The 19114-nt window shown below is 73.8% G+C and carries 20 protein-coding genes and 1 pseudogene; 15 read left to right on the forward strand and 6 right to left on the reverse strand.

All coding sequences use genetic code 11. The features are described from left to right. Positions 1 to 1231, forward strand: a 1231-nt coding sequence (locus tag QCN29_RS27655) for an NAD-dependent epimerase/dehydratase family protein (RefSeq protein WP_279931568.1), incomplete at its 5' end; no start/stop codon positions are given. 102 nt (positions 1232 to 1333) lie between these two features. On the opposite strand, the gene QCN29_RS27660 is transcribed toward QCN29_RS27655, so the two are convergent. Next, positions 1334 to 1714 carry a winged helix-turn-helix transcriptional regulator gene (locus QCN29_RS27660; RefSeq protein WP_279931569.1) on the reverse strand — a complete coding sequence of 127 codons (381 nt, stop codon included), beginning with the start codon at positions 1712 to 1714 and terminating at the stop codon, positions 1334 to 1336. Positions 1715 to 1823: 109 nt separating this feature from the next. Here QCN29_RS27660 and QCN29_RS27665 point away from each other — a divergent pair, with 109 nt between their 5' ends. Next, positions 1824 to 2231, forward strand: coding sequence for a RidA family protein (locus tag QCN29_RS27665; RefSeq protein WP_279931571.1), 408 nt, complete (start codon positions 1824 to 1826; stop codon positions 2229 to 2231). 36 nt (positions 2232 to 2267) lie between these two features. Beyond that, entirely contained in the window at positions 2268 to 3392 is a 1125-nt protein-coding gene (locus tag QCN29_RS27670; RefSeq protein ID WP_279931572.1) for a M20 family metallopeptidase, read from the forward strand. Here the strand turns inward: QCN29_RS27670 and QCN29_RS27675 are convergent. Next, the gene (locus QCN29_RS27675; protein WP_279931574.1) at positions 3366 to 4652 is read right to left on the reverse strand and encodes an ankyrin repeat domain-containing protein; all 1287 of its coding nucleotides are present in this window, start codon (positions 4650 to 4652) and stop codon (positions 3366 to 3368) included. The genes QCN29_RS27670 and QCN29_RS27675 overlap by 27 nt on opposite strands. 135 nt (positions 4653 to 4787) lie before the next feature. On the opposite strand from QCN29_RS27675, the gene QCN29_RS27680 reads away from it, so the two are divergent. Beyond that, positions 4788 to 5450 (forward strand): lysophospholipid acyltransferase family protein, encoded by a 663-nt coding sequence (locus QCN29_RS27680; protein ID WP_279931576.1) that lies wholly within the window; start codon positions 4788 to 4790, stop codon positions 5448 to 5450. 31 nt (positions 5451 to 5481) lie between these two features. Here QCN29_RS27680 and QCN29_RS37205 read toward each other — a convergent pair whose 3' ends face one another. Next, positions 5482 to 5556 (reverse strand): 50S ribosomal protein bL37, encoded by a 75-nt coding sequence (locus tag QCN29_RS37205; RefSeq protein WP_099048249.1) that lies wholly within the window; start codon positions 5554 to 5556, stop codon positions 5482 to 5484. A 168-nt stretch (positions 5557 to 5724) separates the two neighbouring features. Here QCN29_RS37205 and QCN29_RS27685 point away from each other — a divergent pair, with 168 nt between their 5' ends. After that, complete coding sequence (locus QCN29_RS27685) at positions 5725 to 6009, forward strand: hypothetical protein (RefSeq protein ID WP_279931577.1); 285 nt, start codon at positions 5725 to 5727, stop codon at positions 6007 to 6009. Positions 6010 to 6030: 21 nt separating this feature from the next. On the opposite strand, the gene QCN29_RS27690 is transcribed toward QCN29_RS27685, so the two are convergent. Continuing rightward, positions 6031 to 7920, reverse strand: a complete 1890-nt coding sequence (locus tag QCN29_RS27690; protein WP_279931578.1) for a serine/threonine-protein kinase — start codon at positions 7918 to 7920, stop codon at positions 6031 to 6033. Between the two features lie 68 nt (positions 7921 to 7988). Continuing rightward, the gene (locus QCN29_RS27695) at positions 7989 to 8660 is read right to left on the reverse strand and encodes a cyclase (RefSeq protein ID WP_279931579.1); all 672 of its coding nucleotides are present in this window, start codon (positions 8658 to 8660) and stop codon (positions 7989 to 7991) included. A gap of 172 nt (positions 8661 to 8832) precedes the next feature. Here QCN29_RS27695 and QCN29_RS27700 point away from each other — a divergent pair, with 172 nt between their 5' ends. From QCN29_RS27700 to QCN29_RS27720, 5 genes are all read left to right on the forward strand, one after another. Next, the gene (locus QCN29_RS27700) at positions 8833 to 9324 is read left to right on the forward strand and encodes a Gmad2 immunoglobulin-like domain-containing protein (protein ID WP_279931581.1); all 492 of its coding nucleotides are present in this window, start codon (positions 8833 to 8835) and stop codon (positions 9322 to 9324) included. A gap of 132 nt (positions 9325 to 9456) precedes the next feature. After that, positions 9457 to 10050, forward strand: a complete 594-nt coding sequence (locus tag QCN29_RS27705) for an exonuclease domain-containing protein (RefSeq protein WP_279931582.1) — start codon at positions 9457 to 9459, stop codon at positions 10048 to 10050. A 44-nt stretch (positions 10051 to 10094) separates the two neighbouring features. Further along, entirely contained in the window at positions 10095 to 10328 is a 234-nt protein-coding gene (locus QCN29_RS27710) for a hypothetical protein (RefSeq protein WP_279931583.1), read from the forward strand. A gap of 165 nt (positions 10329 to 10493) precedes the next feature. Beyond that, a complete protein-coding gene (locus QCN29_RS27715) occupies positions 10494 to 11309 on the forward strand; it encodes a class I SAM-dependent methyltransferase (protein WP_279931647.1) in 816 nt (271 codons plus the stop codon). A 138-nt stretch (positions 11310 to 11447) separates the two neighbouring features. Continuing rightward, positions 11448 to 12857, forward strand: a complete 1410-nt coding sequence (locus tag QCN29_RS27720; RefSeq protein WP_279931585.1) for a pyridoxal phosphate-dependent decarboxylase family protein — start codon at positions 11448 to 11450, stop codon at positions 12855 to 12857. Positions 12858 to 12947: 90 nt separating this feature from the next. On the opposite strand, the gene QCN29_RS27725 is transcribed toward QCN29_RS27720, so the two are convergent. Next, a complete protein-coding gene (locus tag QCN29_RS27725) occupies positions 12948 to 13121 on the reverse strand; it encodes a hypothetical protein (protein ID WP_279931586.1) in 174 nt (57 codons plus the stop codon). 369 nt (positions 13122 to 13490) lie between these two features. On the opposite strand from QCN29_RS27725, the pseudogene QCN29_RS27730 reads away from it, so the two are divergent. The 5 genes and pseudogenes from QCN29_RS27730 to QCN29_RS27750 all read left to right on the forward strand — a co-directional run bounded on the left by QCN29_RS27730 (position 13491) and on the right by QCN29_RS27750 (position 19011). Further along, positions 13491 to 13563, forward strand: a pseudogene (locus QCN29_RS27730). Between the two features lie 63 nt (positions 13564 to 13626). Further along, entirely contained in the window at positions 13627 to 14766 is a 1140-nt protein-coding gene (locus tag QCN29_RS27735; protein ID WP_279931587.1) for a leucine-rich repeat domain-containing protein, read from the forward strand. Then, positions 14763 to 16556, forward strand: coding sequence for an ankyrin repeat domain-containing protein (locus QCN29_RS27740; protein ID WP_279931589.1), 1794 nt, complete (start codon positions 14763 to 14765; stop codon positions 16554 to 16556). Before QCN29_RS27735 ends, QCN29_RS27740 begins: the two co-directional genes overlap by 4 nt. Beyond that, complete coding sequence (locus tag QCN29_RS27745) at positions 16553 to 17749, forward strand: AAA family ATPase (protein WP_279931591.1); 1197 nt, start codon at positions 16553 to 16555, stop codon at positions 17747 to 17749. Before QCN29_RS27740 ends, QCN29_RS27745 begins: the two co-directional genes overlap by 4 nt. Before the next feature lie 101 nt (positions 17750 to 17850). Continuing rightward, entirely contained in the window at positions 17851 to 19011 is a 1161-nt protein-coding gene (locus tag QCN29_RS27750) for a vWA domain-containing protein (RefSeq protein WP_279931592.1), read from the forward strand. The last annotated feature ends 103 nt before the right edge of the window (positions 19012 to 19114 follow it).

Here is a 19114-nt window from a genome sequence, read left to right on the forward strand (position 1 = left end):
CGGGCGGGCCGGGCAGGCCCGGCAGCCCGGTCCGGCCGGGGCGGCGGACCCGGCCGCGCGGCCGGACGGCGGGCGGACGGCCGCGGTGCAGGCGGTCTTCGGCGAGCTGCTGGGCGAGCGGACGGGCCCCGACGGGGACTTCTTCGTCCTCGGCGGGCACTCCCTGCTGGCCGTCCGGCTCGCCGAGACGCTGCGTGAGCGACTGCGGCTGCCGCTGACCGGCCTGGATGTGATGGAGCACCGCACGCCCCGTGCGCTGGCGGCGCTGCTGGACCAGCGGGCACGACAGCGCACGGCCACGGGCACGGCCACGGCCACGGCGCCCGCGCCGACACGGCGGGCCGCCGCACGCCCTGGCGGCGCGGTCCTGGTCACCGGAGGCACCGGCGGCGTCGGGGCGTTCGTGATGAAGGAGCTGGCCGCGCGAGGCCGCCCGGTGCGCGCGCTGGCCCGCCCGGAGTCGGCGCACCTGGTCGCGGCCGAGGGGGTCGAGGTGGTGGAGGGCGATCTAGCCGACCCCGACAGCCTGCGCGCGGCCGCCGAGGGCACCGCAGGAATCATCCACGCCGCCTGCACCTTCACCGCTCCGGATGTGGACCGCGCCGCGATGCAGGCGCTCCTCGACGGCTGGCGGCGGGGGAACTTCGTCTTCGTCAGCAGCATCGACGCATACGGACGGCCGACGGTCGAGGAGGTCGCCGAGGGCGCCGTGTCGCAGGAGCCGCTGAGCCCGTACGGCAGGGGGAAGCTGGACTGCGAGCGGATGCTGGCCCAGGCGGCGGGCGCAGGGGGGCGCGGCGGTGCGAGCTCCGTGCGGGCGCCCGTGGTGTGGGGCGCGCACGACCGGCTGCGTGACCAGCTGCGCTGGGGTGCGACCGGTGAGCTGTTCCAGGCGGCGCGGGCGGGCGAGCCGATCCCGCTTCCGCAGGGCGGCTGGTACGGGACTCCATGGGTGCATGCCGCCGCCCTGGCCCGCACCCTGGTCACCTGCGCGGAGACCCCGGCGCACGGAGTGGTCAACGCCATCGGCGGCCATGTGAGCTGGGCGGAGGCGGCGACCGAGCTGGCCCGGCTGCTGGGGGGCGCGGGCCGCGTCGTCCCCGCGGCGGACCCCGCCTCCTCGCCGTTCCGCCAGCGCTGGCGCTACCGGGCCGAGGCCCTGGCCGAGGAGCTGGTGGAGCGGCCGGGCGAAGACTGGCGCTCGGTGCTGGCGGCGATGCTCGCCGGCTGAGAGCGCGCGATCCCGTCCGGCGGTCCGGCCGGGCGGGATCGGGCGCTCTCCTCGGGCCGGCCGTTCATTCACCGTCCCCTCAAGGGGCGGGCGGTCTGCCCGTCAGTCGTCGAAGCGGCTGCGGGAGGCCTCGATGTGGCCCAGGTAGCGGTGGGTCCAGTCGCACAGCCCGTCGATCGTCGCCCGCAGCGCCCGGCCCGGCTCGGTGAGGGTGTACTCGACCCGTGGCGGCACGGTGGGGTGCACGGTTCGCCCGACGAGGCCGTTGCGCTCCAGCATGCGCAGGTTCTGGGTGAGCATCTTGTGGCTGATGCCCCCGATCTCGTTCCGCAGTTCGCTGAAGCGCAGGGTGCGCTCACCGAGGAACTCGATGATCAGGAGCGCCCACTTGTTGGCGACGTCCGAGAAGATCTCCCGCGCCAGCGAGTCCGCGCGCATCAGGTCCGCGTCGTCGGGCGAGCCGCTGAACTGCTTGGTCACCATTGGGTTCCCCAGTCACTGAAAAGTGCGTTCTTCCATGTCAGCGTTCACTCTCCTACGGTTTCCGAGTAACCACAAGAGAGCGACTCTGATCGCAACGGAGGCGGACAGCATGGCCATCACCCTGATCAACCCCAGCGGACTCCCGGAAGTCGACGCATACCGGCAGGTGTCGGTCGCGACCGGTTCAAAGCTGGTCTTCATCGCCGGGCAGGTCTCCTGGGGCGCCAACGGCGTCACGATCGGCAAAGGCGACCTCGCCGCCCAGGTCGAGCAGTGCTACCTCAACATCGGCACCGCCCTCGCAGCGGCCGGCGCTTCCTTCGAGGACGTGGCGAAACTGAACGTCCACGTCGTCGACTGGACCCCGGACAAGATGCCTCTGCTGATGGAGGGGATCACCCGGGCGGTCGCGAAGCTGGGCGTGACCCCGGTGCCGCCGGCCACGCTGCTGGGCGTCGCGGCACTGGACGTACCCGACCACCTGGTGGAGGTGGAGGCCATCGCGGTCCTCGACTGACCGGGCTCCGCCGCGGCAGGCCGGTACGGTTGCGGCATGACCATGGACACGGCCGTCGCCGTGAGCGTCGACGCGATGCTCGAGGACCTCAGGACGCTGGTGGAGATCGAGTCTCCCTCGCGGGAACTCGACGCTCTGACGGCATCGGCCAAAGCCGTCGCCGCCGTCATGGAGAGCCGCCTCGGCGGGCAGGCCGTCCTCGTGGAGAGCGAGGCCGGGCCGCACGTCCACTGGTCGGCCGGCGGCGATCCCAAAGTGCTGATCCTCGGTCACCATGACACCGTTTTCCCCCTCGGCACCCTGGAACGCCGTCCGTTCACGGTCGAGGACGGGCATGCGACCGGCCCCGGGGTCTTCGACATGCTCGGCGGTCTGGTCCAGGCCGTTCACGGTGTGGCGGCCCTCGACGACCGGTCGGGCGTCGAGATCCTGGTGACCGCCGACGAGGAGGTCGGCTCCCGATCCTCACGGGCCCTCATCGAGGAACGGGCCCTCGCCTGCGGCGCTGTGCTGGTGTGCGAGGGGGCCGCTGACGGCGGAGCGCTGAAGACCGGCCGCAAAGGCTGCGGGACGTTCCGCGTGACCGTCGCGGGCCGGGCGTCGCACGCGGGCCTGGAGCCCGCAGCCGGGGTCAACGCCCTGATCGAGGCGGCGCATCAGGTGTTGGACATCGCGGCGCTGGCCCGCCCCGACGCTGGCACGACCGTCACGCCGACGGTCGCCTCTGCGGGAACTCTGGACAACGTCGTTCCAGCGGAGGCGACGGTCGTCGTCGACGTCCGGGTCGAGTCGGCCGACGAGAAGGAGCGCGTCGAGTCCGCCTTCGCGTCGCTGGCCCCGCATCTCGACGACGCGGAGGTCGCCGTCGAGGGAGCCGTCGGCCGGCCCCCGATGCCCGAGTCGGCATCGGCCGGGCTCTTCGCGGCGGCACGGCGACTCCTGCCCGGCATCGGGGGCAAGGCGGTCGGCGGCGGCAGCGACGGCAACTTCACGGCCGCTCTGGGGGTGCCGACGCTCGACGGCCTGGGAGCGGTCGGGGGCGGCGCCCACGCCGACCACGAGTACCTGGTGGTCGGCGCCATGGCCGAGCGGGCGGAACTCGTGGCCGGACTGGTGAACGCGATTCGGCGGGGGTCAGTGCCCACCCACGCCCGTCGGTGACGCTCCGTCGCCCGGCGCGGAGGGGCGTGCCGTTGCGAGCAGCGCGCGGATCTGCTCCGCCCGTGCGCCCTTGGCGTACTGCTGCGCAGTGCGGCCGCCGCGGACCGCGGTCGGATCGGCGCCGGCCTCGAGCAGGGCCCGCACCATCGCCGTCAGCCCTCGGCCGGCCGCCCTCATCAGCGGTGTGGGGCCGGATCCCGTGCCGCCCGCATCGGCGCCGGCGGCGAGCAGCCTGCGGACGACGGCGGCGGAGCCCTCCACACAGGCGGTCTGCAGGGCCGCGTCGGCGTCGCGCTGGGCGCCCGCGGCGAGCAGCAGGTCGACGATCTCCACCCGGCCGCCCCGTACGGCCGATTGGAGCACGCACCGGCGTGTGACGGTCTCGGTGCCGTCCGCGAGCACCACCGGGGCGCTGTTCCACTGTGCCAGCGGGTCCGCACCGGCCCGGAGGAGCGCCCGCACCGTCTCCGCATGCCCGTTGGCGGCGGCGTTGGACAACGGCGGCTGCCCGTACTGGTCTACGGCGTTCACCGGAGCGCCGCGGCGGAGGAGGTCCTCGACCACGTCGGTGCAGCCGAAGAAGGCGGCCCACCCCAGTGCCGACTGGCCTCCGGTCGCACGGCGGGCCTTTGCGTCGGCCCCTGCCTGGAGCAGCGCGAGAGCGACCGCGGCCTGGCCGCTTCTGAGCGCGACGAGCAGCAACGGGTCTGAGTCGTGCGTGATGTGCGGGCTCACCCCTCCGGCCAGGAGTCGCCGGACGTCCTCCAGTCGGCCGGTCTTCGCGGCTTCTGCCAGCGCGGCTTCGGGGTCCTCCGGCAGCGGGTGCGCCGCAGCGGGCAGTCCGGCCTCCGGCTGCGGCTGCGGCTGCGGCTGCGCGTCGAGGCTGAGCCCGAGCCGGGCGAGCGTCTCCTCCACGGCGCGGTGCAGGGCCTCCCGGTCGCTGAAGTAGCGGGACTGCCGATCCGCGTGCTCCTCGTCCAGGTGGCCGAGAGCCCCGATCTTCACTATGTCGATCCAGTCGTCCTTCCAGTGTCCGGTCAGCGGAGCGCGCAGCACGTCCCGCAGCACCTCGTCCGCCGCAGGGTGGCTCCGGCCCGCGAGGAGGTCGGCCACCAGCACCCTGGAGATCCAGTCCGGCAGCGTCCAGTAGAGCCCGGCCAGCTGGGGCACATGGTCGGGGCCCACCTCGCTGCGGGCCGACTCGATGCCGGCCATGTCATGGGCACGCGCCAAACGTTCGAATTCCGCCATCGTTGACATGCCCTGCAGCGTAGGGGCGGGGTCTGACAGCGCCCCGCGCGGAAGCCGGTACGAGGTGAGTACGCGCACTCAGGCCGAACCCGCCGTCTGCCGCGACGATATGGATCACCACGTCGCCGATCTCCGGGGTCCGCCATGCTCAGCCGTATCGCCGCCACCGCCGTCCCCGCACTGGGGCGGCTGACCGTCAGCTCCGACTACCGGGCGGCGCCCGGTCCGGGAACGGTCATCGTCGCCAACCACACATCCCTGACCGACCCCGGCGTCGTCCTGGCCGCCCTGCGCCGGGTGGGCATCGAGCCGGTCGTCCTCGCCACGGCGGGGCTGTGGCGCATTCCCGTGCTGCGGGCGCTGCTGACCCGTGAGGGGCATGTGCCCGTGCACCGCAGGACCAGCCGGGCCGCCGAGGCGCTGGACGCCGCGGCGAGCGCTCTCGCCGCCGGGCGGCATGTGCTCGTCTACGGCGAGGGCCGCCTCCCGAGCCGCAGAGACGCCGCCGAGGCCGCTCCCGAGGCGTTCCGCAGCGGACCGGCCAGGCTCGCGGCCGCGGCCGGGACGCAGATCGTCCCTCTCGGCCAGGCCGGCGCCCGGCGGATCACGTCCGGCAGCGGCCTCAAGCAGATCGCCGGACTCGTCACCGCTCCGGTGCGGCGGCCCCGTCTCCATGTCCACCTCGGCGCGCCGCTGCGACTCCCCGACGACGTGCCGGCCGCGACCGCGGCCGCCCACCGGGCGGTCACCGCTGCCTGGCGCACTGCCGCGCGGCGTCTCGGCGAGCCCGCCGGACTCCACGGCTGAGCGCCGGCGCGGTCACCCGCTCATCGGCCGATCAGGCGTTGGGGCGCTTGCCGTGGTTGGCCTTCTTTCCCTTGCGGGCGCGCCGCTTGTTTCCACGCTTGGACATTTTCTGTCCCCCTTTGCAGGGATATGGATGTGCTGCTCAGTCTAGATCGCTTGCTTCGCGGGCGCACCGTCCGTCTACGGCCCGGCGGGGGGGGCGTCGCCGATCGACCGGATCGCCGCACTACCGGCCTGACCTGCGGACTCCGCGGGGCTCGACACCATCGCGGTCGTGCGGCCCGTCGACTGTGCTCAGCCCCATGACCTGCGGGTGTTCGCTCAGACGTCGGTGGACCGGACGTTCCCGGGAAGGAAGGAGGTGGACAACGGGGGCGACTACGCGGAGGAGGAGTGCGGACGCGCGTACGCCCGGGCGCCGGAGGAGTGGCTGCGCGACGGCCGTCCGAAGGGGTCGTTCATGTCCACCGGACCGACGGAAGTGGTCTACTCCGTGGGCGTCGGGAAGTCAAAGACGTCCGTCAGCGGTGCGTACACCTGCTACGTCGTCACCTCCTGATCCGTACTCGACGCCCCGGCGTCAGTCCGCAGGGTAGCTCTCCACCACCTTTCCGTCGGCGTCGGCGGCGAGATAGCCGACCGCGCTGTACTCGTTGATGAGGTAGAAGCGCAGGGTGGGGCGGTCGGAGTTGAAGGTCCAGCGGTCGACCATCGCGTACCGCATCGTCGGGTTCTCCACGTTGAGTTCCCGCTCACCGCGTGCGATCAGCCCGGGGAGGCCGTCCCAGTTCATCGCGCCGGGTTCAAAGGGCTGCTCGTCGGCCTCATCGCGGTCGATGGTGCCGCCGGGGCCGGTGCGCCGGGCGACGCCGCCGCGGAACTCGTACTTGTCGTAGGTCTTCGCCCCCGCCTTCGTGAGGATCGAGGCGACGGCGTAGTCCTCGTAGACGATCAGCTCGCGGAACTCGGCCACGCCGCTCGCTTCGCGGAAGGCCTCGATGACCGTGCGGGTGTTCTCCGGCGTGAGCAGGCTGCCCTGGGGCCGGGGCGCAGTGCTGTCCGCGTCCGACTTCGGAGAGCCGGCGGCGGCAGTCGCAGGGCCGGTGGGGGCGCCGCTGCGCTTCGCGTCGGGCGTCGGGGAGGCGGAGGCCCCCGCGGCCTTCGTCCTGTCGCGCGTGCCGTCGCCGGGCAGGGCGTAGAACAGTCCGGCCCCTCCGGCCGTGAGCGCCGCGGCCAGCACGAGGGGCACGACGACGCCGCTGCGGCGCGGCGGCCGGGGGACGGCCCCCGGGGCCGCTGGCACTGGTGCAGGCGCAGGCGCAGGCGCAGGCGCGGGTGCAGGCGCGGGCGCTGGTGCAGGCGCGGGTGCTGGTGCAGGCGCGGGTGCTGGTGCAGGCGCGGGTGCTGGTGCAGGCGCGGGTGCTGGTGCAGGCGCGGGCGGGCCGAACGTCCCCTGGGCCGGGGTGGTGCGGGGGGCGGCGGCCGGCGTCCCGGGCGGGTGCCCGGGCCGGCTCCAGGCGGCATACGAAGGCGTGGCGGCGGGCGGCGGTTGCGCGGCAGCCGGGGGGCGGGAGGACGGCTGCGTCCTGCCCGGCGCGGTGTCCTGCAGCTCGGCCGCGTCGGACGCGGTCTCGTGCGCGGTGCGCAGGAGCTGCTCCAGCTGCGCCGCGTCGGGGCGCTGTGCGGGGTCGCGGACCAGCAGCCGCGTCAGGACGGGCGTCAGTGCGCCGGACCTGGCCGGAGCGGGGATCGGGTCCTCCAGGACCGCCATCACGGTCGCCAGGCTGGTGGCCCGGCGCAGTGGATGGCGTCCCTCGGCCGCCACGTACAGCAGCATGCCCAGCGACCACAGGTCGGAGGCGGGGTTGCCCTCCTCGCCGCGCACCCGCTCGGGTGCGATGTACTCCGGGGAGCCGATCAGGTCCCCGGTGGAGGTGAGGCGGGAGGTCGACTCGCGCAGTACGGCGATGCCGAAGTCGGTGAGCACGGCGCTGCCGTCGGGCCGCAGCAGCACGTTCGCGGGCTTGACGTCGCGGTGCTGGATTCCGGCGCGGTGGGCGGCGCACAGGGCGGAGAGCACTTCGAGGCCGAGTCTGGTCGTCTCGTGCACGGGCATCGGGCCCTGCGCGAGCCGGTCGTACACCGAGCGCCCCTCGACCAGTTCCATCACGATCCAGGGGTGCGTGCCGTCGGAGGGGTCGACGATGTGGTGGATCGTCACCACGTGGGGATTCGACAGCCGTGCCAGCGCCTTGGCCTCGCGCACGGCGCGTTCCCGCACCTGGGCGGCGAGGCCCGGCGTGGCCTCCTCGAGGGCGGGATCGGGCGGGCGGACCTCCTTGAGCGCCACTTCGCGGTCCAGGGCGATGTCACGGGCCCGCCAGACGGTGCCCATGCCGCCGCTGCCCAGTCGGGAGATCAGTTCGAAACGCCCGTCGACCAGGGGTCTGCCGGACTCGCTCGTGCTCATGGCCGGTCATCGTATGGGGCGCCGCCGACACACGGACCGGCGGGCGGGTCCCGCCGGTCCGCGGGGGGTCAGTCGATGGCCGTGGAGCTGAGGACGGGGTTCGGTGAGGGGTAGCACGCCGTCGGCACGCTGACGGTGACGAAGACGACGGGCACGCGGGCGGTGAACGTGAGGCCGGGGCTGTCGTAGCCGGTGCCCGAGAGGCGGGTCTCGACGGTGTTGCCGGCTGCGCCGGCCGTCAGATCCAGCGTCAGCACAGGGAGGGTGAAGGTGCGGCCGCCGCTGATCGGGCCGGGGACCGTCATCACGATCTCGTCCGAGTCGACGGTCACTTCCGGGGTCCCGGAGCCGATGCCGGACCCGCCGGAGAGATGTGTGCCGGTGAGCGTCGCGTGGGCGGGGATCGGCGCCCTGAGGGTGATGTCCTTGATCGATTTGACCGTGTAGCCGCTGACGGAGGTGGGCACGGTCATCGGGTCGGTGGCCAGGGCCACGGTGAAGGCGTGGCCGGACGGGACGGTGTCCGGCGCGGTGGCGTCGACTCCTGCGCCGAGGTCGAACGTCTGCGCCGAGCCGACCGGCGGGGTGGCCCGGCAGTCCAGGTTGAGGGCGGTTCCGGCGGCCGATGCCGGCCCCAGGGCGAGGCCGAGCAGGGCCATGGCGCCGGCGGCCGCCATGGGCAGGCGTAAGAACAGGGACTTGGGGTTCATGCCGTCCTCCTCGACGTTCTGACGCAGCATGCGATGTCGTGTACATGGCAGCACTCGACGCGTGCGATGTACAGGGGCGCGACGGCGCTCGGAGCCGGTTTCCGGACGGCAGGGGCCCGCCGGGTCCGGCGAAACGGTTGACCGGGGCCGCGCCCCGGGCGGACAGTGAGGGTACGTCGGATACGTCGGCAGGGGAGGCTTCGTGACCATCCGCATCGACCAGCCGCGTGAGTTGGACCTGGTCGGCAACCCAGTCCTGGCGGCGGGCGTCGGCGTCGGATTCGAGGCCACGCTCAACTACCGGATCGGTGACGGACATGACGAGGTCACCGGACACTTCATGGTCGGCGGCGGGTCCGGAGAGCACGGGCAGTTCCAGCTCCAGGCGGACGTCGGCGGCGCTTCGTTCCGGCTGGACCGGCTGCTGGTGCAGGTCTTCGAGATCAGCGCCGAGGACGGCAGCGAGATCAACACGGTGACCGTCCCGGTTCTCTACGGCCCGCGCATCGTGCCCGGCTACATCGGATACCGGGAGCACACGGTGGCGCGCGGGGAGACGCTCTCGGCGATCTCCGCGCTGCACTACGGCGACCCGACGCTCTACCAGCGGATCGTCCGGGCGAATCCGTCGCAGATCAGCGATCCGGATCTGATCTTCCCCGGACAGGTGCTGCGCGTGCCCATCGGCGTCTGACGCCGGACGCCGTCGGCCGAGCCCCGGAGTGGGCTGGGCCGGGGCCCCGGCGCCCCGCGCCGGCGCGGGGCGGAGTCCGCCGCGGGCAAATCAGGATGAGATCCCGGCCGCGGGCCTCTAGGGTCTGCGGCCATGGAAGAGGAGTTCGGACGCCTGCTCAACGTGGTCGACGTGGAGGCCACCTGCTGGGAGGGCCGGCCGCCGCCGGGACAGATGAGCGAGATCATCGAGATCGGGCTCTGCGTCGTCGACACGGTCGCCGGTGAGCGCGTGGCCAGGCGGCGGATCCTGGTGCGCCCGGACAGGTCCCGGGTCAGCGGGTTCTGCACGGAACTGACCGGACTCACCCAGTCCGAGGTGGACACCGGCGTGACCTTCGCCGAGGCCTGCGCCATCCTCGCACGGGAGCAGCGGGCCGGATCTCGCGCCTGGGCGAGTTGGGGCGACTACGACCGCAAGCAGTTCGCCCTCCAGTGCGAACGCGGGAACGCGCGCTACCCGTTCTCACAGCGGCACATCAACGCCAAGGCCGAGTTCACCCGTTCGCACGGGCTCAGAAAGCGGCCGGGCATGGCCCGCGCGCTGCAGGTGGCGGGCCTGCCCCTGGCGGGACGCCATCACAGCGGCGTGGACGACGCCTGGAACATCGCAGCGCTCGTGCTGGATGTGATGCGGCGGGGCGACTGGCCGGGCGCGGCCGACGCGGGACCGTGTTTGGAGGGCTGAAACCCGGCTACCCGTCGTTGGAGCCCAGAGAACGAGGTGATGACATGGCCCTTCTGGGAATCCTGCTCGTCGCAGCCGCCGCCGCGTTCATCGGGCTCCTGATCGCGTACAACCTCGACGGCGGCCCCGACTACACGGTCACCCTGTTCGGCAACGACGTGGTGACGATCAGCACGCTCGGCGCCTTCCTCAGCGGAGTCGCGCTGACCCTGATCCTGGCGTTCGGCGTCTGGCTGCTGCGCCGGGGGACGGCGCCCGGCCACGGCAGACACAGATAGCGCGCCCAGGTGCCCGGACGGTGTGTCCGGGGCGGCGGGGCGGTCTCGTCTGGCTACGATCGGTGATCGTCACGTTGCGGCGGGGCGGAGTGCCGGAAACCCCGCAGCGGGTCCCCGGACCGTCACGCCGGACGCCGATGCGTGGACGACGACCGGGAGACCGTCATGCCGCACAACGCCGCCTCACGCCTGTCGGCGAACCGTTCCAGCCTGCGGCACAAACTGCGCTACGCCCTGGGCCATCCCGGGCGAGTGCTGCCGTACCTGCGGCGGGCGGGGCGCGACGGTCTGCTGCGCGTCCGGCACCGCGGGAACCATGTGGGCTACTACCGTGCGGTGATGGCGTCGGACACGGCCAGGAGCCCCGAGGCCGCGGTCGGCGGCTCGCCGTCGCATGCACGGTGGCTGGAGATCGGCCGGATGCAGTTCGACTATCTCGTCGGGCACGGGCTGACGCCGCGGGACCGGATGCTGGAGATCGGCTGCGGCAATCTGCGGGCCGGGTGGCGCTTCATCGAGCATCTGGAACCCGGCCACTACTACGGGGTCGACATCTCGCCCGACATCCTCGTCGAGGCGAAGAAGACCGTGGTCCGGTACGGACTGCAGGGCAGGATGCCGTATCTGACGCCGGTGCAGGACCTGACGTTCGACTTCCTCCCCGACGCGTGGTTCACGGTGGTGCACGCGCACAGTGTGTTCTCGCACTCGCCCCTGGGGGTCGTCGACGAGTGCCTCGCGCACGTCGGACGCATTCTGGCCCCCGGGGGGAAGTTCGACTTCACCTTCGACCGCACGGAGGGGGCCGAGCACCAGGTGCTGCATGAGGACTTCTACTACCGCACGGAGACGCTGATCCGGCTGGCGGAGCGGCATGGACTCGCCGCGCGATTCCAGGACGACTGGGAGCGGCTGCCGCACGGGCAGTCGAAGATCCGGGTCACTCACCGGCGCCCCCGGGAAGCGGACGCGGGCGGCTGAGGTGTGCCGCACCGGACGCGGGCGGCTGAGGTGTGCCGCGCGCCGGCCGATCCGGGGCCAGCCGCCCGGGATTGGCCATGGAGGCTCCTTGCCGCGGGCGTTTAGTTTCGGGTCGACCGCCACGAACGGAGTGCGCCCGTGCATCCTCAGCTCGCCCATGATCGCGACCGTCTCGGCAGCCTGCTGGAGAGCGTGCGGCTGCACGCCGCCCGAATCCTCGACGAGCTGGATGAACGGGCGGTTCTCCCGTCGGCCCCGCCGCCGGAGGCGGGGCCGCTGCCGGACCGCGGTCCAGGGCTGGCGGGGGCGCTGGAGGCCTTCGCCGAGCGGTGGGAGCCGGCGCTCTCGGCCAGTGCGGGACCGCGCTATCTGGGGTTCGTCACCGGGGGCGCCACTCCGGCCGCCCTGGCCGGCGACTGGCTGACCGCGCTGTGGGACCAGAACTCCGTCACGTCCCTGGACGGCGCGGGACAGGAACTGGAGCGGCAGACCGTCGGCTGGCTGCGTGAGCTGCTCGGTCTCGGACAAGGACACTCCGGCGCGTTCGTCAGCGGAGCGACCCTGTCCAATACCGTCGGTCTGGCCGTGGCCCGCGAATGGCTCGGGGAGCAGAAGGGGGTCGAGGTGGCCGAGGCCGGGGCGGCGGCTCTCGGGCCGGTCCGGGTGCTGTCCGCCGGCGCGCATTCCAGCATCCCGAAGGCGTTGGCGACGCTGGGGCTGGGCCGGGGCTGTCTGGTGCCCGTCGCCGCGCTGCCCGGCCGCGAGGCGGTCGATCCGGCGGCCCTGGAGCGGGAGCTCGCCGCCGCGGACGGGCCGTGCGTCGTGGTGGCCAACGCCGGCACGGTCAACACCGGCGACTTCGACGATCTGCGCGCCGTTGCGGCGCTGAAGCGGCGATACCGGTTCTGGCTGCACGCGGACGCCGCGTTCGGCGCGTTCGCGGCCCTCTCTGCGGGGCATGCCGCGCTGGTCGAGGGTCTGGACACCGCCGACTCGGTCTGCGTCGACCTGCACAAGTGGCTCAATGTGCCCTACGACAGCGCGGTGCAGTTCACCCGCCGCCCGGATCTGCAGGCGCGTGTCTTCCGCAACTCGGCCGCCTACCTTTCGTCGGCGGCCGGAACGCCCGACCTCGTCCACCTCACGCCGGACAACTCCCGCAGGCTGCGCGCGCTGGCGGCCTGGTTCACGCTGGCCGCCTACGGACGCGAGGGGCACCGGGAGATCGTCGAGCGGTGCATGGGCCTGGCACGCGCCCTGGGAGAGACCGTAGAAGCGATGCCCGGGCTGCGCCTGCTGGCCCCCGTGCGTCTCAACGTCGTCTGCTTCACCCTGACGGAGGACCCCACCCCGGAGCGTCTTGCCGCGCTCGCCGACGCCTGCCGCCAGGAGGTGTTCATGACACCCACGGTCTATGCCGGCACTCCCGCGCTGCGCGCGGCGTTCAGCAACTGGCGTACGGCCGACGCCGATGTGCCGCGCATCGCCGCGGCCCTGCGTGCGGCGACGCCTGCCGGGGCCCAGCCCGGCCGGGCGGGTCAGACCTAGCCGGCGGGCGAGCCGTGGTGCTCCGCTGCGGCGGTGCCGAGCGCGCCGCCGCAGGCTTCTGTGCGCCCCCCGGGTGACTCGGCCGGCGGCCTATGCGAGGGATCCGCCCGCGGAGCTGAAGTCGACGGCACGGTCGACCTCTTCCATGGTCTGCTCGGCCGTCCGGCGCACCTGTGCGGGGATGTCGCCGAGTTCCCGGATGAGGCTCGAGTAGATCGGGGCGTCGGCCGTATCCGCGGTTCTGTCGGCGGAGGGCTGGTTCACGAGTGGGTCCTTTCCCCATGTGGTGTGCAAACGGGGGCCGAGTGTACGGGGCGGCTGAGACATCGTCTGTGCCGGACGTCTCACGCGGCTCATCGTGATATGGGGCCGCGCGCGCCGGACGGAACGCCGTACGGCGCCCGGCGGCACGACTCCTTCAGAGCCGTGGGCGACGGCTACGGTCGGGCGGCCCGCCGCAGAGAAGACGACCGTCGTGCTGGAGTCGGCTCGGGCCCGGTCGCCGACCGCCGACGCCGTCGCGCCGTTCACACTGCGGGTCAGCGCCATCGCCCTTCGGCAGGCGCGCGCGGCAGGGAAGGCATGCGAACTGGTGCACGAACAACGGCCGGATGAGGCTATGATCACCGCGGCAAGGCCGTAGCGCAGAGGTCGTCGCGCCCACGCACCGAGCTGGAGGACGCCGGTTCGAATCCGGTCGGTCTTGCCGCCTTTCTTCTATGAGGATCTCGAACGCCGGGCGCCGGCGACGCAGACCGGTGGAGTGGTGATGACACAGCCGACGCCCGTACGCTGCCCCGCGATCGAGCACCCCGACCTCCCACGCGTCGATCCGGCGGCGCTCGGTCCGCTGCTGGCGCGGCTGGCGTCGCCCCGTCCGGTACGCGCCGACGCCGTCTTCCCCGTCGGCGCCCTGCGCGCCGACCGGCGGGTCGATCTGTGCAAGCAGGGGCTCGGTCCGCAGGGCGCGGCCCGGCTGATGCCGGCCGCGGCCGCATCCGCCCATGCGGAGCACGTTCTGCTCGGCACCAACGCCATCGGCGACGACGGAGCCCGTACGGTCGCCCGGTCGCTGACGCCGGGTCATGGGCTGCGCACCGTCTATCTGGGCTGCAACCGCATCGGGCCCGAGGGGGCCGCCGCCCTCTCCGAAGCGCTGGCTTCGGACGAGACGGTCCGCGCCCTGTGGCTGAAGCGAAACCCCGTGGGCGACGAGGGCGTACGGGCGCTGGCGGCCATGCTCGGGCACAACACGGCGCTGCGCACCCTGGACCTGGTCAACACCGGTGTCACCGCTCGGGGGTTGCGGGCTCTGACGGCCGTCCTGGCCGAGCGGCAGCGGCCGGTGGAGCGGCTCTTCCTCGGCGGCAACGGCCTGGGAGCCGACGCCGCTCCGCTGCTGGCCGCCCTGATCCGTGACGCGGGCGTGCGGGAGCTGTATCTGCCCGCCAACCATCTGGGGGACGACGGCGTCGCCGTGCTCGCCGACGCGGCCGCGGGGCTGGCGGACCGACCGGTGCGGCTCGGGCTCGGCGGCAACGGCATCGGGCCGTCCGGCGCACAGGCACTGGCTGCGGCGCTCGACGGCATCGAGGCGCTCGATCTGGGCAGGCCGCCCTCGGAGCGCAGCCTGAACGCTCCCGCGAACACCAACGGCGACGCGGGCGCCGACGCACTGGCCGGGGCCATCCCGGCGAGCCCGCTGCGACGGCTGGAGCTGCGCCACACCGGTCTGACCGGCCGGGGGGCCAAGCAGCTGCTCGCGGCGGTGCCGGACGACTCGCCGCTGGAGTACGTGGGACTGGGGCCGGGGCTGCCCCGCAAGGTCAAGCGGTCGTTCACCCGGCGGCTGCGGCCTCTCTCCCCGGCCCATCCCGATCTGCGCGCGATAGGAAGTGTCTACCGGTGACGGCGCTGCCTCCCCATGCGGTGGCGGCGTGGGGGCGCATCCGCCGCCACGCCGTGCCGCGGTGGATGATCGAGCGGACGGCCGAGCGCCGCGCGGCCGGTGACTGGCAGGGCGCGTGCGCCGCGGCCGCCATGGACGTCGCCTTCGGCCCCGCGGACGTCGCCGCGCGGTACGGGACCGAAGCCGCCGCGGCCCTCGAGGACGACCTGCGGCACTTCGCTCCGGACCTGCTGCGCTGGCACCTCCCCCGGGGGCTCGGCGGCCGCACCACCCTGGCGCCCGGCCGGACCGTCCTGCTCGCGGGGTACGGCGCGCCGGGTTCGGACCCCGCGGACGTGCCGTATCTGCAGGTCGTCCTGCCCCCGATGACAGAGGGGCCGCAGCGCCTCACACTGCGGTTCGCAGCCCTCGGCCACGAGGACGACTCCCCCCGCTCGACGGTCGAGAACTGGACGACGGCGCGCTTCCTGTGGGACGTCCGGCGCACAGCCGAACTGCGGGAGCGGTGCGGCGGCGGCGCGGACAGAGCTCCGTTCTGCCGTGCGAACGGCACCCTGCTGCCTCCCGACGACCTGCCTGCGGCCGACCCCGGGGGCGGCGACACGGCGGCACGCACCGAGTGGATCACCCTGCTGCACGAGCGGGGCGAGGTCGAGGCGGCCTTCGACGCCGTCGGCATCGAGATGGACCTCACTCCTCCGAACGCACGGCGGTACTGGGGCAGCCACACTCCCAGAGACGTGTTCGCGCGGCTTCCGCTCGCTCTCACTCGGCTGGCGCCCGAGGTCCGCCGGCTCGAGGAAGCGGGGGCCGGCGGCCGGTTCCGGATCAACCGCGACTGGTCCGGCGCCATGCTGCTGGAATCGGCCGGGCCCGGCCCCTCGGACGGGCTGCGGGTCCGCGTCCTCGACTGGAAGAACGCCGCGGACGTGCCCCTGCTGCCCGACGCGCTGTGGCAGCGGCTTGTCGACATCGAGCTGCTGCGGACCGGCGCGATCGACCCCGTACGGCTGCATCCGCTGGTCGCCGGCGCCCTGTTCCCCTCCCGTGCCGCCGATGACGGGCCCCCGGGGCCGCCGGGGCCCGCTGCGCCGCGGCCGGTCCGGGTGCGCTGCCGCGGCGAGTGGCATGAACTGGCCTCCGGCGGCGGGGGCCTCGCCATGCGCCGGCACAGCGAGGAGGAGCAGCGGCGGGAGCAGGCGCTGCGCGCCTTCGGGGGCGATGTGTCGGGCTGTTTCGCCGTCCAGGCGGCGTGGACGTCGGGCGCCGGGCGACTGCCGAAGGCGCTGCGTGCGGAGCGGCGGGAGTTCTTCCTGCGCGTCCAGCACGGCGACACTCCGGGAGTGCTGGAGCTGCTGGACGCGGGCGTCGATCCGCGCATACGGGACGCCGCCGGGCGGAGCCTGCTGCATGTGCTGCACCTGCTGGACCATGAGCCGCTGCTGCGGCGGCTGCTGGCGGCTGGGCTCGATCTGGAGGCCGTGGACCGGCAGGGCCTTACGCCGCTGTGCACGGCGGTCGGCGAGCGCGGCTCGAAGAGCCTGGTCGAGGCGCTGGTGGCGGCCGGGGCCAGGATCGATGTGACCGATCCGCTGGGGCTGTCGCTGGCCCAGGTCATCCGCCGCTACGGGCGGACCGACCTGCGGTTCCTCTGGGCGCGGGTGCGGCGGGAGCATCCCGGCATCGGCGCCGACTGGTGGGAGGAGTGGCACGCCGGGAGAGGCAAGGGCGCGGACTGGAACATGGACGAGGACGGGGACGCGGACTGGAACATGGACGGGGACGCATGAGCACGGACGGACGGACGCCGGGGCCGCTGGCCGCCGCCGACGCCCTCGATCTGCAGCTGCGCACCACGCGTACGGAGCCTGCGGCCAGCGCCCAACTGGAGGCGCTGGCGCTCGCGGTGACCGCCAATCAGCCCGTGCTGCTGTGGGGTGAGCCCGGCATCGGCAAGTCGGCCGGTCTGGGGCAGCTCGCCGAAGGCCTCGGCCTGCACCTGGAGACCGTCATCGCCAGTGTGCACGAGCCGTCCGACTTCGCCGGGCTGCCGGTCGTCGGTGACGACCCGGCCGTGTCGGGTGTGCCGATGGCGCCGCCCGAGTGGGCGGTCCGGCTCGCCCGCACCGGGCACGGGCTGCTGTTCTTCGACGAGTTGTCGTCCGCTCCCCCGGCCGTGCAGGCAGCGCTGCTGCGCGTGGTGCTGGAGCGCCGGGTGGGCAGCCTCGCCCTGCCCGAGCCGGTGCGTATCGTCGCCGCGGCCAATCCGCCGTCCAGTGCCGCGGACGGATGGCATCTCAGCCCGCCGCTGGCGAACCGGTTCGTCCATCTCGAGTGGACGCACGACCCGCGCACGGTGGCGCGCGGCCTGGCCGGCACCTGGCCGGAGGTGACGGTCCCCGTCGTGGACCCCGGAAGGACGTCCGGGGCGGTCGCCCGCGCCCGCGGGGCGATATCCGGTTTCCTCACGGCGCGGCCGGGCCTGGTCCACTCCCTGCCCGGAGACGCGGAGAGCCGGGGGCGGGCGTGGCCGTCGCCCCGGACCTGGGAGATGGCGCTGCGGCTGCTCGCCGCGAGCTACGCCACGGGGGCGGGTCGCGAGGCGACGGCCGCCGCGCTCACGGGAGCGGTCGGGGACGGCGCGGGCATCGAGCTGCTGTCGTATCTGGAGCATCTCGATCTGCCGGACCCCGACCGGGTGCTGGCGGATCCCGAGGCGTTCGCCCTGCCCGAACGCGGAGACCGGCGGCTGGCGTTCCTGATCGCGGTGGTCTCCGCCGTGCGGAGCGAACCGACCCGGCCCCGCTGGGAGGCCGGGTGGGCGGTGCTGGCCAAGGCCGTCGACGCGGGCGCACCGGACGTGGCGGCGCAGGCGGCCATGGATCTGGCCGCGATGCGCGAGGCGGACTGGCCGGTGCCGCCGGGCATCGACGCCTTCGTGGAGCTGCTCGCCGCGTCCGGTGCGCTGCCGGGCGGCCGCTGAGCGACGGCAGGCACGGCCGGGGCGCGCGGGACAGGGGGCGTGAGGGCATGGCGGCGATGGCGGCGGGGGACGCGACGGGGTCCGGCGGCACACCGATGGATATGACGAAGCTGCTCGCCGCCCGCTACCGGGCGGCGAACGACCGGCCGTATCTGGCGGCGGCGCTGTTCGCGATGACCGTCGTGGTCTGCAGGGACGTGCCGACGATGGGCGTGGACCGGCACTGGCGGTGCTATGTGTCGCCGCTGTTCGTCGCGGAGACGCCGGTGGCGGAGCTGGCGGCCGTCTGGGTGCATGAGGCGGCGCATCTGCTGCGCGACCACCACGGCCGCGCCATGCGGCTGCCGGCGGAGCAGCAGCGTGACCGGTACCGGGTGAATGTGGCCCAGGACTGCGAGATCAACGACGATCTGCTGGCCGACGGGCTGCCGCTGCCGGCGGGCCGGCTGGAGCCGCGACTGTTCGGCCTGCCGGACGGGCAGCTGTTCGAGGCCTACGTCGGGGCGCTGCCGTCCGAGGTGGGCGCGCCCGACTGCGGGTCGGGCGCGCACGGGCGGCCGGCGCCCTGGGAGCACGACGGGCCGGGCGGGCCGGCGCGGCTCGGGCCGGTCGAGGCGGATGCGCTCAGGCGTCATACGGCGGAGGCGATGCGCGCGCACCAGCGGGGCCGGGGCAGTCTGCCGGCCGGGTGGCGGCGCTGGGCGGAGCAGGTCCTCGAGCCTGCCGTCGACTGGCGGCGGGTGCTGCGCGGAGCGGTGCGGGAGGCCGTGGCGTGGGCCGGCGGCGCGGTCGACTACACGTATCGCAGGCCGTCCCGCCGCACGTCCGCGATGCGCGGCGTCGTACTGCCCAGCCTGCGTCGGCCGCTGCCGCGGGCGGCGGTCGTCGTCGACACCTCCGGTTCGATGGGGGACGACGAACTGGCCGCGGCGATGGCGGAGATCACCGGGGTGCTGCGGGAGGTCGGGGTGGGCGGCAACCGGGTGTCGGTGCTGGCCTGCGACGCCGATGTGCAGGCCGTGTCCCGGGTGGTCGCCGCCGAGCAGGTCACTCTGAGCGGCGGCGGCGGAACCGATATGCGCGTGGGCATCGCGGCCGCGCTGGGGGTGCGGGAGCGGCCCGATGTGGTGATCGTCCTCACCGACGGGCTGACGCCGTGGCCGCAGGAGGCGCCGTCGTCGTGCCGTGTGGTCGCGGCATTGATCGGGTCGGGAGCGCCTGCGGCCCCGGGGTGGGCTCAGACGGTGCGGATCCCGGTGTAGCGGCTGTCGCCGCCGGGCGGGGTTTTCCTTCCGGTGGGGGCGGGTACCCGGCGCGCTGCCGGGAGAGCCGCCTTCGCTGCGGTGGGCGGCGGCCGGTGCGGGA

Source organism: Streptomyces chengmaiensis (genome assembly GCF_029846775.1).
Lineage (GTDB): Bacteria > Actinomycetota > Actinomycetes > Streptomycetales > Streptomycetaceae > Streptomyces > Streptomyces chengmaiensis.

What these genes read in the sequence shown, in the direction of transcription:
- QCN29_RS27675 (WP_279931574.1), bottom strand. Translation starts at nt 4,652, where the DNA reads ATGTCAACGATGGCGGAATTCGAACGTTTGGCGCGTGCCCATGACATG.
- QCN29_RS27690 (WP_279931578.1), bottom strand. Translation starts at nt 7,920, where the DNA reads ATGAGCACGAGCGAGTCCGGCAGACCCCTGGTCGACGGGCGTTTCGAA.
- QCN29_RS27705 (WP_279931582.1), top strand. Translation starts at nt 9,457, where the DNA reads ATGGAAGAGGAGTTCGGACGCCTGCTCAACGTGGTCGACGTGGAGGCC.
- QCN29_RS27670 (WP_279931572.1), top strand. Translation starts at nt 2,268, where the DNA reads ATGACCATGGACACGGCCGTCGCCGTGAGCGTCGACGCGATGCTCGAG.
- QCN29_RS27735 (WP_279931587.1), top strand. Translation starts at nt 13,627, where the DNA reads ATGACACAGCCGACGCCCGTACGCTGCCCCGCGATCGAGCACCCCGAC.
- QCN29_RS27665 (WP_279931571.1), top strand. Translation starts at nt 1,824, where the DNA reads ATGGCCATCACCCTGATCAACCCCAGCGGACTCCCGGAAGTCGACGCA.
- QCN29_RS27750 (WP_279931592.1), top strand. Translation starts at nt 17,851, where the DNA reads ATGACGAAGCTGCTCGCCGCCCGCTACCGGGCGGCGAACGACCGGCCG.
- QCN29_RS27715 (WP_279931647.1), top strand. Translation starts at nt 10,494, where the DNA reads ATGCCGCACAACGCCGCCTCACGCCTGTCGGCGAACCGTTCCAGCCTG.
- QCN29_RS27745 (WP_279931591.1), top strand. Translation starts at nt 16,553, where the DNA reads ATGAGCACGGACGGACGGACGCCGGGGCCGCTGGCCGCCGCCGACGCC.
- QCN29_RS27660 (WP_279931569.1), bottom strand. Translation starts at nt 1,714, where the DNA reads ATGGTGACCAAGCAGTTCAGCGGCTCGCCCGACGACGCGGACCTGATG.
- QCN29_RS27695 (WP_279931579.1), bottom strand. Translation starts at nt 8,660, where the DNA reads ATGCTGCGTCAGAACGTCGAGGAGGACGGCATGAACCCCAAGTCCCTG.
- QCN29_RS27680 (WP_279931576.1), top strand. Translation starts at nt 4,788, where the DNA reads ATGCTCAGCCGTATCGCCGCCACCGCCGTCCCCGCACTGGGGCGGCTG.
- QCN29_RS27710 (WP_279931583.1), top strand. Translation starts at nt 10,095, where the DNA reads ATGGCCCTTCTGGGAATCCTGCTCGTCGCAGCCGCCGCCGCGTTCATC.